The sequence below is a fragment of the Pseudomonas rubra genome, assembly GCF_028656935.1.
In the GTDB taxonomy this organism is placed as follows: Bacteria; Pseudomonadota; Gammaproteobacteria; order Pseudomonadales; family Pseudomonadaceae; genus Aquipseudomonas; species Aquipseudomonas rubra.
Window position 1 is genome coordinate 31,032 of sequence record NZ_JAMDGZ010000065.1, and the last position, 14,812, is coordinate 45,843.

22 protein-coding genes are annotated in these 14,812 nt (G+C 59.7%); all 22 read right to left on the minus strand.

Going from position 1 to position 14,812, the window contains the following annotated elements; translation table 11 throughout:
• Positions 1-105 precede the first annotated feature (105 nt).
• Positions 106-627, minus strand: a complete 522-nt coding sequence (locus tag M5G17_RS24545) for a phage major tail tube protein (RefSeq protein WP_273895451.1) — start codon at positions 625-627, stop codon at positions 106-108.
• Positions 628-2,049 (minus strand): phage tail sheath subtilisin-like domain-containing protein, encoded by a 1,422-nt coding sequence (locus M5G17_RS24550; protein WP_273895452.1) that lies wholly within the window; start codon positions 2,047-2,049, stop codon positions 628-630. It lies immediately after the preceding gene.
• Complete coding sequence (locus M5G17_RS24555) at positions 2,039-2,290, minus strand: hypothetical protein (RefSeq protein ID WP_273895453.1); 252 nt, start codon at positions 2,288-2,290, stop codon at positions 2,039-2,041. Before M5G17_RS24555 ends, M5G17_RS24550 begins: the two co-directional genes overlap by 11 nt.
• Positions 2,287-2,775: a Gp37 family protein gene (locus tag M5G17_RS24560; protein ID WP_273895454.1), complete on the minus strand. Its 489-nt coding sequence runs from the start codon at positions 2,773-2,775 to the stop codon at positions 2,287-2,289. Before M5G17_RS24560 ends, M5G17_RS24555 begins: the two co-directional genes overlap by 4 nt.
• Positions 2,772-3,206: a gp436 family protein gene (locus M5G17_RS24565; protein ID WP_273895455.1), complete on the minus strand. Its 435-nt coding sequence runs from the start codon at positions 3,204-3,206 to the stop codon at positions 2,772-2,774. Before M5G17_RS24565 ends, M5G17_RS24560 begins: the two co-directional genes overlap by 4 nt.
• Before the next feature lie 8 nt (positions 3,207-3,214).
• Positions 3,215-3,547 carry a capsid cement protein gene (locus M5G17_RS24570; RefSeq protein ID WP_273895456.1) on the minus strand — a complete coding sequence of 111 codons (333 nt, stop codon included), beginning with the start codon at positions 3,545-3,547 and terminating at the stop codon, positions 3,215-3,217.
• A 3-nt stretch (positions 3,548-3,550) separates the two neighbouring features.
• Complete coding sequence (locus M5G17_RS27825; RefSeq protein ID WP_476453928.1) at positions 3,551-3,865, minus strand: DUF7210 family protein; 315 nt, start codon at positions 3,863-3,865, stop codon at positions 3,551-3,553.
• 8 nt (positions 3,866-3,873) lie between these two features.
• Positions 3,874-4,797: a major capsid protein gene (locus M5G17_RS24575; protein ID WP_273895457.1), complete on the minus strand. Its 924-nt coding sequence runs from the start codon at positions 4,795-4,797 to the stop codon at positions 3,874-3,876.
• Positions 4,798-4,806: 9 nt separating this feature from the next.
• On the minus strand, positions 4,807-5,880 hold the full coding sequence (locus M5G17_RS24580) for a peptidase (RefSeq protein ID WP_273895458.1): 1,074 nt from the start codon (positions 5,878-5,880) through the stop codon (positions 4,807-4,809).
• A 128-nt stretch (positions 5,881-6,008) separates the two neighbouring features.
• Positions 6,009-6,830 (minus strand): hypothetical protein, encoded by an 822-nt coding sequence (locus tag M5G17_RS24585; protein WP_273895459.1) that lies wholly within the window; start codon positions 6,828-6,830, stop codon positions 6,009-6,011.
• Between the two features lie 112 nt (positions 6,831-6,942).
• Positions 6,943-7,419, minus strand: a complete 477-nt coding sequence (locus M5G17_RS24590; protein ID WP_273895460.1) for a phage virion morphogenesis protein — start codon at positions 7,417-7,419, stop codon at positions 6,943-6,945.
• Between the two features lies 1 nt (position 7,420).
• Positions 7,421-8,266 carry a phage head morphogenesis protein gene (locus M5G17_RS24595; protein WP_273895461.1) on the minus strand — a complete coding sequence of 282 codons (846 nt, stop codon included), beginning with the start codon at positions 8,264-8,266 and terminating at the stop codon, positions 7,421-7,423.
• Position 8,267: 1 nt separating this feature from the next.
• Entirely contained in the window at positions 8,268-9,761 is a 1,494-nt protein-coding gene (locus M5G17_RS24600) for a phage portal protein family protein (protein WP_273895462.1), read from the minus strand.
• The gene (locus M5G17_RS24605) at positions 9,758-11,377 is read right to left on the minus strand and encodes a hypothetical protein (RefSeq protein WP_273895463.1); all 1,620 of its coding nucleotides are present in this window, start codon (positions 11,375-11,377) and stop codon (positions 9,758-9,760) included. Before M5G17_RS24605 ends, M5G17_RS24600 begins: the two co-directional genes overlap by 4 nt.
• Positions 11,374-11,922: a phage protein Gp27 family protein gene (locus M5G17_RS24610; RefSeq protein WP_273895464.1), complete on the minus strand. Its 549-nt coding sequence runs from the start codon at positions 11,920-11,922 to the stop codon at positions 11,374-11,376. The genes M5G17_RS24605 and M5G17_RS24610 overlap by 4 nt, the downstream gene beginning before the upstream one ends.
• 2 nt (positions 11,923-11,924) lie before the next feature.
• A complete protein-coding gene (locus tag M5G17_RS24615; protein ID WP_273895465.1) occupies positions 11,925-12,218 on the minus strand; it encodes a VpaChn25_0724 family phage protein in 294 nt (97 codons plus the stop codon).
• Complete coding sequence (locus M5G17_RS24620; protein ID WP_273895466.1) at positions 12,215-12,508, minus strand: DUF2730 family protein; 294 nt, start codon at positions 12,506-12,508, stop codon at positions 12,215-12,217. The genes M5G17_RS24615 and M5G17_RS24620 overlap by 4 nt, the downstream gene beginning before the upstream one ends.
• Positions 12,505-12,723, minus strand: coding sequence for a TraR/DksA C4-type zinc finger protein (locus tag M5G17_RS24625; protein WP_273895467.1), 219 nt, complete (start codon positions 12,721-12,723; stop codon positions 12,505-12,507). The genes M5G17_RS24620 and M5G17_RS24625 overlap by 4 nt, the downstream gene beginning before the upstream one ends.
• A 6-nt stretch (positions 12,724-12,729) precedes the next feature.
• The gene (locus M5G17_RS24630) at positions 12,730-13,338 is read right to left on the minus strand and encodes a lysis protein (protein ID WP_273895468.1); all 609 of its coding nucleotides are present in this window, start codon (positions 13,336-13,338) and stop codon (positions 12,730-12,732) included.
• Positions 13,339-13,518: 180 nt separating this feature from the next.
• Positions 13,519-13,737 carry a DUF7940 domain-containing protein gene (locus M5G17_RS24635; protein WP_273895469.1) on the minus strand — a complete coding sequence of 73 codons (219 nt, stop codon included), beginning with the start codon at positions 13,735-13,737 and terminating at the stop codon, positions 13,519-13,521.
• Positions 13,734-14,240 (minus strand): structural protein, encoded by a 507-nt coding sequence (locus tag M5G17_RS24640; protein ID WP_273895470.1) that lies wholly within the window; start codon positions 14,238-14,240, stop codon positions 13,734-13,736. The genes M5G17_RS24635 and M5G17_RS24640 overlap by 4 nt, the downstream gene beginning before the upstream one ends.
• Before the next feature lie 139 nt (positions 14,241-14,379).
• Positions 14,380-14,812, minus strand: a 433-nt coding sequence (locus M5G17_RS24645) for a hypothetical protein (protein WP_273895471.1), incomplete at its 5' end; no start/stop codon positions are given.

Here is a 14,812-nt window from a genome sequence, read left to right on the forward strand (position 1 = left end):
CTTGAGCATCGCACCTGGTCATACCGCTGACTTTTAATCGGGTTTAAAGAGAAGCCCCGCACGGTGGCGGGGCTTCGGTGAGTCACTTCGGACTACGGGAGTGTTTCACTGTCCGATGTTCTTCCGGTACTTGGCCAACTGATCTTCGCCCCCCACCTTGAAGATGTTGGCCAGATAGTCCAGCAACACCACCTCGTTGCCGTTCAGGATCTGCCGCACGTAGGTAGCCGAGAACGGCGATTCAAACTTGCTCGGGTCGCGGGGCTTGTAGCTGCCCAGTTGGTACTCCTTGAACATGATGGTCATCATCGTGACCAACGGCATTTCATCGGTCAGGCCAGCACTGTTGAAGACCTGGACGTTGGAACGGCACTGCAGCTGGACAGTCTTGAAGGGCGTGGCCAGGCGCTTGGCGGCGTCGTAGTACAGGCTGTTCCAGACGATCTTGCCTTCCAGCTTGTCGATGCCGTCCGGCAGTTCAATCAGGCCGACCATGCCCAGGCCCTGGAAGTCACTCATGACGGTCTTGACCGTACCCAGGTCAATCTCTTCGCAACGCCCAAAGAAGCTGTTGCCGTCCAGGTAGACCGCCGCGTTGGTAATACGGTGTGCGCTAAAGCCTGCCATTTACGCAGCTCCCAGGTTGACCAGGTACTCCCCGGTGATTTCGGTTTCAAAGGTGCCGCGCTCAAATGGCAATGGCACCGTCAGTTTGTAGTTGAACAGCAGATGCCCCTGCTCGACCTCAGTCTGTGGGTTACGTGCTGGGTCATACCAGCACTCGGCACCAATCAAGGCCTGGTCGCCAATCAGCTTGCGCATGAACAGGTTGACGCTCTCAACAATGCTGTCGATCAGTGAGTCAGTGACCGGCATGTCAACGAACTGCAACGAGCTGTAGCGGATGGATTCGTCGATGATGTCCTTGGTTCGGCGCACGTTTTCGAAGTTGCGCATATGCGTCACGGTTGGCCAGGCCGCTGTGCGGTTGCCCCACAGGCGCAGGCCGGTACCGAACGAATTGAAGACGGTGGTGATGCCGTTTTCGTTGAGCAGGTTGACCTCACTGCTGGCATCGTCGATCCGGGCAGTCAGTGGACGCTCCAAGCCGATCACGCCCAGCAGCTCTTTGTTCGAGCTGCTCCACCAGTAGCCATTGTCGTTGTCGACCTTGGCGCGTAACCCAGCGGCGCGGATCGACAGCGGCTGCAGGCGATCACCATTGACCTGGTCGTACACCTTCACATGGGGATAGCACAGACGCACCCGGTCGCTGCTGGTGTTGAAGTTGAGGGTGCCAGACGGGCCACGACCGGCAATCACCTGCTGCACCGTGGTGCCGATTGGCGCATCGATGTAGGTGACGCCGCCCATCTTGATTGCTGCCGCGATCAACTCGACGCTCACCGCATTGAGGGTACTGAAGCCTGGCGCGATGAAGATCTTCGGGAAGAAGCCGAACTGGGTGTAGCTATCCTGGAAGGCCAGCAGCCCACTGCGCTGACCTGCCAGCGAGACGGCGCCGATAACATCGGCGGGCGTCACTTTGCTCGGGTCGGCATAGGTGTAGTCACTCTTGACCGAGCCATTGACCGGAATGCTGCCGGTGCTCAAGCGCCGCACTCGACCGCTGAGCATATCAACGCTGTAGTCCGTGCCGAGGTCGTAGGTGGCAGAACCATCTTCGGACTTCACAGCCAGTGCTTGCAGCGCGCCATGGGTGAGCTGCAGCAAGTCGTTGTCGGCAAAGCGCCCAGGCTGGCTTACCAGGTTGCTCTTGTGCACGCTAGGGTCAAGCACGTTGTAGACCAGTACGGTCCCCGCACCGAAGTCATAGATGCCATCCAAGGCCTCGGGAATACTGAAGCCTGGCAAGTGAGTGCCGAACTGGGCGCCGTCAATGTCGTTGAGCGAAAGCGTCAGGGTTTTTACCGGCCCAGCGGGTGCGGTGCCAATCAAGGCAATCACCGCTGACTTGACTACACGGATAGCACGGGGGCCGCGCTCTATCTCCAGGGTTTCGATGCCGTGCAGGTAGTTAGCTGACATTGGCTTTGGCTCCTTTCTTTTCCGCACCAGGTGCAATCGCACTTGGCTTGGTGGTGTCGGCCTCTACGGGCTCCAGCACCAGGTGCTTGAGCTCCAGCAGAATCTGGGTGTATTCATGGTCAGCGGGTAGATCGACCGGCAGCCCAGGCAACAACTGCACATCGAGCAGCTCCTCCTTGGCCCCTACACGCAAAGAGGCAGCGCTTTGTGGGCCGGTGTAGCGATAGCGAGTAAGTTTCATCGAAAGCCCTCATGTTCAAAGGTGGCTAGGGCAAGCCCAGGCTCGTTGCCTGGCAACACGACCTGGACTTGGGTGGCACGGGTGCTGAAGTCCTGGGCGTACTGCCAAACGCCATTCAAATGCCCGATAAAATGCTCGGCTACAGGCCAGCAGGCCTTGTCGCAATGCGGTGGAAACCAGCCCGCAAGACAGCCGCGCAGTCGGTCGAGGTAGCTGATGACACCGTCTTTGCCATGGAGCTGGCGGAAAACTAAGGTCAGTCGAATCACCAAGTTGCGTTGTTGGAACACTGCATCGGTCGCCTCCGAGTGCCCGAAGCTCGACCTGCCGTATGCCAGTAGCACTGCGCCACGGGGATGATTCAGTCGATATCCCTGGGGGTTCTCCGGAAACAACTCGACCATCAGTTCCTTACCGAAAGCCTCCTTGAGCCGAGCCAACACGGCGTCCATCAGCTGCTCAGTCTGCGTTTTGCCGTCGTTCATCGGTAACCCTCCCAGCGGCGATCATCGAACTGCTGACGGCGTGAGCGAACGCGAATTTCACCGGGTTCAGGAGCAGCTTGGCCGGTCGGCATGCCCAGGGTGACCATGCCATCGCGGATACTTTCCAGCAGCTTGACGGTGTCTCGGCGGCTGTCTTTGACCGCATCGGGCACAGGGCTTTCGGGGCGACGTTGATATAGCCAGTGCCGTGTGAGATACACCGCTGCATCGCGCAACACCGTGGGCACCGGATCGAGCGGCAGGTTGTAACGACCGCGCAGGTAGCCATCAATCAGTTCTTCAGCCTGACGGACACCGTCCTCGATCACGGCATCGTCCGGCTGCTGGGCAGCTGGGTCGTCATTGGACAGCTGGATCAGGATCAGCTCAGGGATGGCCTTGCCGATGTCGACGCGAGTGCAGTAGCGCATGGCAGACCTCAGATGCCCCGGACAATGCGGACGATATCGCCGGACGCGGTAGCCACGTCCATGGCAATGCCGTTGCTCGCACCTGTAGCCAGTTTGATGGCGCGCCCATTGGCGTCCGATTCCACCTGGTCGCCTGCAGCAAAAGCACCGCCTGCAGTCACCAGGCAGATGCCCAGCACATTGACCGGGGCGACATTGTCAGCCTCGGTATCCGCCGCCACTGACCCCAGCGCCTTAGCACCTGCCGGACACAGTCCACCGTCGAACCCGGCAAAGCGAAAGCGTGGCAGATCAACCAGGGCGACCACCGAGGTGGTCAGTACAGGTTGTTGGGTTTTCACGGGTTACCGTCCTTCAGCCACTACGTGGCCGCGCTTGAGAAGTGGTGCTGCATCTGCATCGCTTAGGTCGATATCGTCGCCTTCGTGGTACAGATCGCCGTTGTGCAAAACATCAGAGCGTCCCGTTACCGTGTAGCTGCCCAGCTCTGGGCCTGGTTCAGGCTCCGGTCCTGGTTCCGGTGGTGCGTTTGGAACAGGCACTACCGCTGGAGGCGATGGCTCAACCGGCGAAGTCGTTGCAGGGGCGTTGCCCTGCGGTTTCGGCTCACCAGACATGTCAGGTGTGGCTTTGTCCTTGGCTGGGGTTTTGGAAGTCATCTAGCACCTCAACCGTTGATGTCGGAGATGAGGTAGCCCGCATCGGCACCTACCACGACGGGTTTATAGATGTCGGTGTTGCGCACGAAGTGCACCTTGCCACCAGCCCCATCGAAGGTATCGATTTCCGGCATGCCCTTGCGACGCAGGGTGTAGCCGAAGCTCGGTTCTTCATGGTCGGCCTTCTCACCGGCAGCGGGCTGGGCCACGTAGGCCAGGGTCATACTGTCGGACCAGATGTCGGACGTGTTGCTGCTGCCTGCAACCGCTTCGCCGATGTAGATGTTCGGCACACCGAAGATCGCTTTGAGGTGCTCAAGGGTGATCATCTTGCGCTCGTCACTGCCCAGAGCGGCCTGCAGCTTCGGGTGAAACTTCAGTGACAGGTAGACCGATGCCCCCATGGTCATCGTGTTGGGGCGAATACCGATCCGGCGACGCACCACTTCCTTGCCTTGCTCGACCACCAGAATCGGATCGCCGCCACCATTGCTCCATTGGCTGGAACCAGACAACGTCACCTTGGCTCCTGGCAGGTAGGTGCTGGGGTTCTGCGCCAACTTGGCACAGCTGACCTCGCGACGCAGATCAATGGCGCCGACTACGCGGCGCGAGGCGCGTGACTGGGCATCGAACATGGATTCGTTCTGCTCGCGGTAGTCCACCGGGTAGGCCAGGTCGTGTTCACGTAGGACCACGTCCAAACCGTCCAGGTCATCCGGGGTCATGACATTCGACTGCGCCCGGATGGCCCGCTCGGTGTCATAGACCTCGAACGCTTCCTTGCCGAACAGCGGGATGGTGCCTGCTTCCTTGTCCATGAAAGCCACCGGAAACAAAGCTTCACCGATGAACTGGGCATTGCGGTAACCCCGCGCCAGGCTCGTCAGTACCGGGTCAACGACCCGCAGAATCTTCAAACGGTCAGCCATGACGGCTCCTTACTGATTGATGAGTTGGCGTACAGCCGACTCGTAGGGGATGTTTTTGTCGGCGGCCAATTGCGAAGCGCGGACATGCAGATCGAGGCGCCCCGGATCGGTTTCCACCTCGGCGAATTCCAGCTCAGCGCCAGTACGTGCACCGTTGGATTTGCGGTCCTTGCTGGCCTGCTCGGCAAAGCTGATCTGCTTTGGCAGGTCGTTGAAGATGGCCTTCAGGCCGGTGGCGACCGGTTGACGATCATCACCTTCGCCAAACTCCAGTGGCTTATCGGTGCCTTCAGCGAAGTCCAGGACGGCGATCAGCGCAGCGCTGTGTTTGGGCAGCAAACGACCGGCCGCCACCAGTCCTTCGGCGAACGCAACGTTGCCGGTATGGATGGCGGTCTGCGCTTTCTGGCGTTTCTCATCCTTGTGCTGCTGGACTTCACGCTGCAGGCGGGCGTTGTCCGCCAGCAGTTTGGTTTTCTCTTCTTCGGTCACGGGCGTGTCCTCGATGATGGGTAGTTTGGTTTGAGTGGGGTCACTGAAGGCCGGGTGCGGCTTGTCCTCGTTACGGGCCGCTTCGGCGATGGTGTCGATTGCCCAGGTCGGAATGACCTGGTCGGCAACCTCCTGGCCACGATCACCGATCAGGAATTCGCGCAGGCGACGCCAGAGGCTGGCAGTGGTCTCGTGCCCGAAGTCGCCGAAGGCAATGACACCTTCCTCGTCATCTGCCAGTTCGATGGGGCGCAAGCCTTTGACGGCGGGTGGCTGTGCTCCCAGGAAACCGACATGGCGCAGGTAGTACACGCCGGGCACAGGGTTGTTCGCTGCGTTGGGGTGGTAGAAGGAAGCCGAGATCTTCTTGTAGGCGCCTGTGGCGATGAGTTCGGCGAAGGCCGGATCAATCTGCTGAGGCTCAGCGATCAACCCTGCTGCCGATGCCGACAGCGATTTGACCCAATCCGCTGCTGGTGCATCGTGCTTGGGATGGCCGAGCACCAGTGGAGCTTCGTGCAAGGCTGGGTCATAGGCCAGCACGGTCGCGGCAATGTCGCTCTCACTGAAGTTGAAACTGTCACCGCTCATGGCGGTGTGTTTGCCTGGCCTGAATATGTGAAGTGGTTTCATGGTCTGTGCGCAGGTAATGGAGGTGATGCGCACAGCCTGGGCGAATGTTCCGCCCAGGACTTTTAATCGGGTTTAAAGAGTAGCGATCAGTACCGACCTTTTAGGTGGCAGGTCACGGTGAACGGTTTGACGATTGGACCCGTGCGGACCTGGTTCATGAGATTCCAGTAACACGTCTTACTGAAGGGATGCTTTAAGTCACCTGGCGGTTGATACCAGTATCGAAGAGAGTCGCCTCCCTCATAGACGATGCTCCGCTGAAACTCTGGAAGCAGATAAGCTTGGATTCCCCACGCTAGCTCGTTCAAAAACTCAGCGACGGTGCTGTCATGGTAAGCCCCGACATCTCCATGAAAAGTGTCATAGACCTCTTCTTGAGCCAGTATTGCATCATGTAGCTCTACCTCAACACCTGCTCTGGCAAGTAGTTTTTGTAGATCTTCTGCGACACCAACAGCCCGCAGAAAGTTGTGCTTCGATAGATTCCCCCCGATTTTAAACAGAAGCAGCCTTGAGATTCGTAAGTTCTTAACTTCGACGTTGATCGACCCAAGCCAGATGTCCATCGACATTTCAACGTTGAGCCAATCGATAAAAGCATTCACTGCGTGCTTGAGCTTTTGCGCTGAACCGTTGGCTTCGAAGCAAGGAGATGACGATATCTCGCGCAGTGCACTCAAGTAGGATGTCTTCGGAACCGGTGCTTTCGCGTCTGTGAGCGAAAGGAAATCCACCAACGCAATCGAGAAAAAGCGTTTGTGAACCATGCTTTTGAAACAGATACTCTGGTCTCCAGGCTTACCAACAACCTCAAGCAGCTCCTTGTTCACCATCGACCTGATAAGGTCGATCACAGCAAGCAAGTACACAACCTCTTGTTCAATACGCTCTGTTATCGCCACCTTCATCACCATCCTCGTTTAAATTGAACTCCGTACGACTTTATAAAGCGTTTACAGGCTTTTTCCAGTCGGGCAAGGCAAGATGGGGTGACATATGCAAGCGAACGTCACGAGCACGCTATGAGCGGGTCGCCTTAGCGAGATGCTGGAGAGCGAGATCCAGTAATGCTTCCTCTGCTTCAGGCTGCAGCTTGCCTTCAACATCCATGGGCAGATACGGACGTCCTGGGATATCACCCCACAGGTGCGGGAAGTCGGCCTTCTTGCCACCGAAGTGCATCATCGCGGCGTAGGGCTTGTTACTACCGACCAACGCCGAGCTGTCGGTGGCTTGGGTAGTGATCGAGGCGGCCAGGCCCCCGGCGCTGACCTGGAGCATTTGTCCAGGCCAGGTGCCGGCTTGCTCGCGACGTTCGGTGGTGACGCTGGACAATGACTCCCAGTCTGGCCGCCCTTGTTCTTCCAGGTTCTCTTCGGTCACGCTGGCCATCTCGGCGGCGATGCCTTTCATCAGGGGCGCCAGATCACCCACGGCCCATTCAACCTTGCGTAAGGCTTCCTGCAGCCGGGAGTGGTCGAGCTCGACAGTGATCATGTTAAACCTCGTCTAGGCCAGCAGCGGCCTGCTTGCGTTGGAGGGCGTCGGCAAGCCCCGTACCTGGAGCATGGTTGAAACCGGGGTCAGTGCGGAATGTGATGGGCTTGCCGCCCTGGTCGGTGAGGCGAAGTCCGGTCACAGAAGCCGTTCTGATCTCGCCCGTGCGCTTGTTGGTACCGATCTCAACGGTGTCATTGAAGCTAAGCCCCTGGCTGGACATCACCGCCAGGCCACGGCGTTTAACGGCGGCCTCAGTCAATGCCGTCACTCGGCAACGGCAGTTAAAGCCGTTCGGTGGAAAGATCGAAGACCAGATTGGGTCATCATGGCGAAACACCTTGCCGTGCAAGGCACGATGGCTCGGCCTGGTCTTGCCGTCCAGGATGGCCACATACATCCAGTACGGGTGGGTGTCCGCAGTTTCTTCCATGCTGGCCTTTCGACCAGCCATGTAGGCACTCTGCAGGTTGGTCTGGTAGATCGTCTGCAGACGACGCGGACTGCCCAACTGGACCAGCTCGCCGACGCCCTGGCTATCAACGATCACCTGCTTGCCCCACCAACCCTGAGTCTCAAGGGTAGGCTGCAGCGCCTCGGTGAATTGCTTGAGGGTTTGACCTTTCTGCAACGCTGTTTCCAGGGCTTCACGAATGTCCGAGAGTAGATCGAGGCACATGGCTTTGGCCACGGTGAAGGCCTGGTCATGGGCCTGATCAAGCATCTCCTGCCAGTCCCAGGTGATCGCGTAGCCTTTGCCTTTGAGGTAGTCGATGGCTTTCGCGGGTTCAAGGCCGAAGATGGCCTTGAGGTCGGCTGGGTTTGGTTCTTTCGCCTTGGCCGCCATCTCAGCTCTCCTGATCCGCTACGGCGTTCAGGCGTCCCCAGACATCGGCAACAAACATCAGCCGGGCCAACAGCGCTTGCAGTGCTACCGCATCTAGGTCGGGACTGGTCTCGGCCAACAGCCCCAACACTTCGACCTCATCGCGTCCCTGCTGCAGCGCCTCAATGACGGGGCGCAAGGCCTCCATTGCCTGTTCCTGCAGCTGCTCTGCGGTGAGGCTATCGATGGCCTGGTCCAACGCGACCTGGTCGAGGATCGGGCGCACCGCGGCTTCGGCGAACGCCGGGTCAGCGGCGGCTGGCCCTTCGATGATGTCACCGTCCTGCAGGTTGTAGGTGCGCTTCCAGTATTGCGGCGTGAACCGCACACCGGCTTCTGTCAGACCCCGGTCGCGCTCGGCCAACACCTTGTCGATCTCTTCCTGTTCCCACAGTTCGTACACAGGTGCAGTGACCTGCTCACCGAAGTTGAGATCGACGACCAGGCGGATGGCCGCATTCAGGGTCGCGGCGACAATGCCTGCGTCACCATCGCGGATGTCTTCGGTCACCTCCAGGCCTGCCACCGCACTGGCGCGGTTGGCATTGGCCTCAGTGGTCTGGTTCTGGCCCAGCATGGCGACGTTGATTTCACTGCGGCAGTAGGTCAGCAGTTCGCGGTAGACTTCGGCGCTGGAGCTTTTGCCCGCCGCTTCTTTGATCTCGATGCTGGAGTCATCCGGTATCGCTGCCACCGCGTCCTGGACCATCGACTCCAGGCTGTCGAGCAGCAAGTTGGTCTCGGCATCAGTTGCACCACGTGGGTGTTTACCGATGACCCAGGGACTGCCGTATTTCTCGGTGAACTGGACCCAGAACTTCAGCCCACCCTTCATGAACATCACCGGCCAAAAACACATGGACAGGTCAGCGAAGCCGTAGGGGTTGTCGTAGGAGGCATCTTGCCGAGCAACGACAAAGCGCTGTGGGTCGCATTGTTCACCGGCAATACCCGCATCACGGGCACGGAAGCGCAACTGGTCGTCCTGGTCATAGAGGAACCACTCAGCAGGTTTACCCAGCAGATCCTCTGGCACCAGGTTCAAGCCCAGCGGTTTCCACATCAACTCAATCGGTTGGTAACCGAACAGCGGTGCGTTGAGCAGCTCGCGGATGATCCGGTCGAGATCAAGGTCGGCCAGCCAGTCACGGATGAACCGCTCGACCCGCACTGGTGCTGAGCCGCGTTTAAGGTCGCGCTCCAGGGCCAGCACGGAAGACTTGCGGCGGCGGATGTTGCCGCCGACCAGGGCCGAGCTGCGCAGGTCACGATAGACCTTGATGTCCTTGCCCTGGGCTTTGAGGATCGGGTCCGGATTCGGCAGGTACATGCCTAGTGCCTGGGCATCGAAACTACGCCCACGGGTGGCGATATGGTCGGTGAGTCCCTTGTCGCGCCGGGGCTCGGCAAATCGAACGTATTCAGTGGGGCTGACCCACAATCCTTTGGTGCTCATGCGTACCCCTGGATGATGCGAGAAGCCGCTCGGGGGCGGCGTGATTTGGCGGAGACCGGGCCGGAGGCAACCTCCAGTGTGGCGAAATGCGCGAGCACCCCGGCACCGGCAAAGTCGCCATGGCGATACAGGTCGGGGTCCTTGAGGTCTTGCGAACGGGCTTTGACGATCATCGGGATGCCATCCACCAGTTCGATGCCGCGCACGTCCTGTTGCAGGTTGTCGTCTTGGGGGATGGTGATGGTGCTGTCTTCAAAGAGCCCGACAAACTTCGGCATCCAGGCGCCGTACCAGGCACGGCTGAGCTTCACCTGCTGGATGCGGTTGTGGCCAAACTCATCGGCGGTTTCTTCGGCCAGCGTCTCGCCGTTGCCCGAAGCGTCCAGGGCGGCACCGATGAAGCGCGGCAAGCCACGCAAGGTGTAGAACAGCACCAGCTTTTGCTGGCGGGCTGGCACTCGGTGCATCTCGATCACAAACGGCACATCGCGGTGACGGGCCTGGTCAACCGACATCGGGCAGGCAATGGAGAAGTCGCGGTGGCGGGCATAGTCCATACCCAGGAAGTGACGCAGGTCGGGATTGAGCTGGGCCACGACGGGGGCCAGGTTGCGTTCGATCCATTCTTCGACATAGGCATCACGGCGGTACACCGGTTGCTGGGTGAAATCGTCCGGCAGCGCCAGGCGTAGCACGGGCCGACCTGGACGCATGGCGTCCTCGATCCACACGCCTGGAATGCACACGCCATTGCCATCACGGGGCACAGCATCCAGCTCTTCACGCATCTGGGCCTTGCGTGGACCGTAGGCGTTGCGGATCTTCTTGTACCAGGCCTCCTTGCCCTCAGGTGTTGCGGGCTCGCCCTTCATGAAGCAAACGCGTTCGAATAAGCCGTTGGCCACGGCATCGTCAAAGGTCGCCCTATAGACCTGGGCGGCGTCGCCATAGCGCTGGTCACGGATGTCGTTGACCATCTGGTTGAAGGCGTTGCTCTTGCCGTTGTGGGTGCTGATGATGACGATGCGACCGCCCCAGATCAGCAAGGCGGTTGCGGCATCGAGCACTGCCGACACATCGCGGTGGAAGGCGGCTTCGTCGATGATCACCTTGCCCTGCAGGCCGCGCAGATTGGCCGGGTTGCTCGACAACGCGACGATCTTGAAGCCTGAGGCGTAGCGAATGCGGTAGGCGTTGATCTGTCGGGTGTTGCCCGACTCGTCCTGGTCCTCGAACAGGAACTCTTCGATCTGACTGACACCGGAGGCCTGGGCCTCGGCGATCACCCGGCTGAACTTGGCACAGTAGCCAATGAACTCCAGGCCTTTTTCCTTGGTGTCACCGACATAGAAGATGTCCATGCCGCCCGCGCTTTTGCGTGAAGCGGCGGTGATCACCGAGTCCAGGGCCTCGGCAAAGGTGATACCGGTACGGCGACCTTTCTCGCAGAGTTTGATCTGCGCCTGAATGCGCAACCAGTCCACCTGGTGCGCCATCAGGATGCCTTCGGCAATCGGGTTGTAACCCTCTGGGATCTGCCGAACGCTGTCCGGCAGCTCGTCCCACTCGACGACGCGCAGCGTGCTCGAAGAGGGCTTGACCGCTGGGGCGCTCATTTGACCCCCAAGAATTTCTCGCGCCAGAACAGCGCTTGATCTTCGTTCATGCCGCCAGTCTGGACTGACTTCTCCAGCTCGGCGGCTTGCTCGGCCAGCAACTGTTCGCGGGCGGCTTTGGCGATAGCCTGGCGCTCTTTGACGCTGAGGGTGCGGGCCTCCATCGTGGCCTTGGCTGCACGGGCCAAGGTGGCCACTTCCTTGATGGTCACCTCGTCCTTTTCATGAGCGCCCATGGCAGCCTGGTAGGTCAGGGTCGAGATCGCTTCGACCAGCAAGGCACCGGTCTTGTCGCTGGCGTCTTCGCCGAAAGCGCCGACAAAGGCCTCAGCCTGCTCACGGTGTTGCCGGGCTTTCTCGGTCAATTGTTCGAAGCCCTGCTTGAAGCGCCCCAGCGCACTGCGGCTGGGCGCTTTTTCGTTCGGGAAACGCCCCTGGATGTCGGCGATCATGTCATCCAGGGTCATGCGGTCTTCGCGCAAGAGCTTCTGGATGTACGCCTTGACCATGGGCGGCAAGCGGCTGATGGAGGATTTTCCCGCCATGATCAGGCCCCCGGACGCTTGATGCCAGGTACACGCGCACGACCTGCAGCGATGTCCTGGCCACGTTCGGTGAGGCTGGCCACCAGCACTGGGCCGATGTCCTCCAACGAAACAGCGCCTTGCTCCAACAGCCACTGCAGCTCTGTCTTGACCTGGTCGCGGCTGACGCTGTGCCCGAAGTTATCCAGGGCGGCATTGAGTACGGAGCTGTTGGCCCGGTAGGCAGGCATTTCCACCAACAGGCGCAGGATCACCAGGCGCATGTCCTGGCGCAGGAATTCGGCGTATTGGCTCATGGCTTTTCTCGCAGCAAGTAATCATTGATTCGGTCCACCGCACGGGAGATAGCCTGCATCCCGGCCAGCTCGGCGCGCACCGCTTTCATATCGCCCAGCAGCTCGGCGATGGCGGCGTGGTCCGGCAGGTGACGCACGCGCTCTTCCAGGGCGACGATGCGGGTACGCAGCTCCAGCAGTTCCTGGGCACTGGCGGCCTGGCGTTTGGTCAACCAGGTGTAGATGCCAAGCACGGTGAGAATCAGCCACTGCACGGTTTGAAAGCCGAAGTTCAATTCGTTCAGGTTCATCGCAACCCTCGCTTGGCCAAGTGTTCCAGGGTGGTCTTGCAGTCAAAGCAGTGCTCGGTACCGGGCTCTGCCTGGCGGCGGTCTTCAGGTATCGCATCGCCGCATTCTTCGCAGCGATAGGCCGAGGGGCCCGAGCGACGTTGCAGGCCGCTGTTGTGAGCCAGCAACGCGGCTTCGGTGAAGTCGTTGTCATTGGCCAGGTCCGCTACATCCATACGCTGTCAGTCCTTTTCTTGTAGATCGAGCAAGGCATTGAGGTGGGCCAGGTTGTTGCGAGCCCACAGCCCATAGTCCTGGGCGTGAGCCAGGATGTCGGCGGGAGTGACGCCGCTTTCCAGTAGTTCGGCGTCAGTGCCGGGGGCGGCGCTGGTCGCTGCTTGAGGGTGGCTGGCAGCGGCGCCTTGGGTTGTGGCTGGCACACCGAGGGCGGCGTTGTAGTCACGCAACCAGCCAGCAGTGAACACGCAACGAGGAATGGGCTGAGTCGTCGCACCAGGTGCAGGACGGTAGTGGGTGGTGACATGAGGGATGCGCTCCTGCAGCAGCTGCAGCTCGGTTTTATGTTGTTCCTGGAGTTGGATCAGCAAGGCATCGGCAGCATTGGCACGGATGACCTGGGCCAATAGCTGCTCTTGGCTCTGTTTTGCATTGGTTGCGGATTGCTCTGCGTTCTTGGTTTTCAGATCTCCCAGCGCGGTGTCGCCTAGGGCCTGGGCGTGGCGGAACCCCAGGCCATAGGCAACCGAACCACCAGCCGCTGCGCTTAGCACGCAGGCGGCCAGCGCCCAGGCCAACCCATTGCGCAGGGGCAAAGCACTAAGAACGGCCATGCTGGTGGCTCCTGCGGTTATGGGGCTTACGTGCACGTCGCTTGGCTGCAGCAACACCAGAATGTCTGCGGCTTACCGGCATCCTGGTGGCGCAGGTCAGCCAACTACCTGCTGCAGTGCTGGGTGACGACCAGGTCCAGAGCCTGGTCAGGCAGGAGACCAATGCAGATGCCAGCAGCCTCATGATTGAATGTCCTGGTCAGGGCCTTGTTTGATCAGGCGGGCAATGAACAGGAGCAGACCCAGGGCACTGTTGAGTACGGCATACGCCCTGGGTGAAAGTTGTGCCTGCCACATCGGTAGCAACTCCAGTTGCGCGAAGCCGAACAGCGCGATCAGCACACTGATCTGGACGCTGTAGAGCTTGTAGCAACAACGCCAGCCGCAGATCGGCTTCATGCTGGCACCCCAGCGCCTCGGCCATGGGTAGCGCCGCGCTCAATCCCGGCCAAATGCAGTCCATCGGCGACGATTGCTTCGCCGTACCAGAGCCCACCTGGCAGCGGGCCTGGGCCGTTTTCGTGACGAATGATGGCCAGCACCAGGGCGCGCATGGTGTCAAAGTTGTAGACATCCAGGCGCTCGTCATCGGGGGCTACGCCCAGGGCACGCGCGACCGCCATGGCGTATGCATCGGTGTTGTTTTCAGAGGCCGGTGCCCAACGCTCGATGATCTCCCGCACGCTGTCGATGCGGGTGCCGTTCGCGGCGCGGCGCTTGTCCTGGTAAGTGATCAGTACCCGAGCAATGGCACGAATACCCCAGCGTGGGTCTACATACTGGACGAACGCACTGTCGCCCTGGAGTGCAGCCTGGCCTTGCCAGCGCACACCTTTGGCGTGACGGATGTTGCCGGGGTTGTAGTTGCGGATGCCGCGAGGGGATTGCTTTTCGGGTCGCATGGGACGCCTCCTGATTAAGGCGCCCTTGGTAAGTTCAGGCGCCAGAATGCACACACCGCCATGATCGGCGGTGTGTGTGGGAGGCGCTTTTAATCGGGTTTAAAGAGATGGCTAAAGTAAAGGGTGCACTCCTACAAGGTTACTTAACCAGTCCCATTGCCCGGTAAATTCCACGAGCTCCAGTTACAGCATCCGAGTGAGTGTTCCCTTCGATACGGTTCACTGCATACAGGGACATAACCTCAGAGCAGTCCTGCTTGGCCTTTGCCCCCAAGAGGGCTGCGTTGACCCCTTCGATGATATCCGTTGACTCTGCGTACTGACCGCTTTCACGAATTTTCTTCGTGATGAACCACGCAACGTTGGCTAGCTTTTCCTCACTCTCAAAGTTGCATACGGTTAGGCCTCTAGTAAGCGCAGCCTGTGTGCGCTTTACCTCTGGCGAGCTCTCCTTGACCGTTTTATCAAGGCTCAAAGTGGTGAGCTTTTCCGCGATGGTGTCTGCATTCGCGGTCAGGGAGACAAGTGAAACCAAAGTAAAAAGTAAGTATGGGCCTGTCCCGTGACATCTA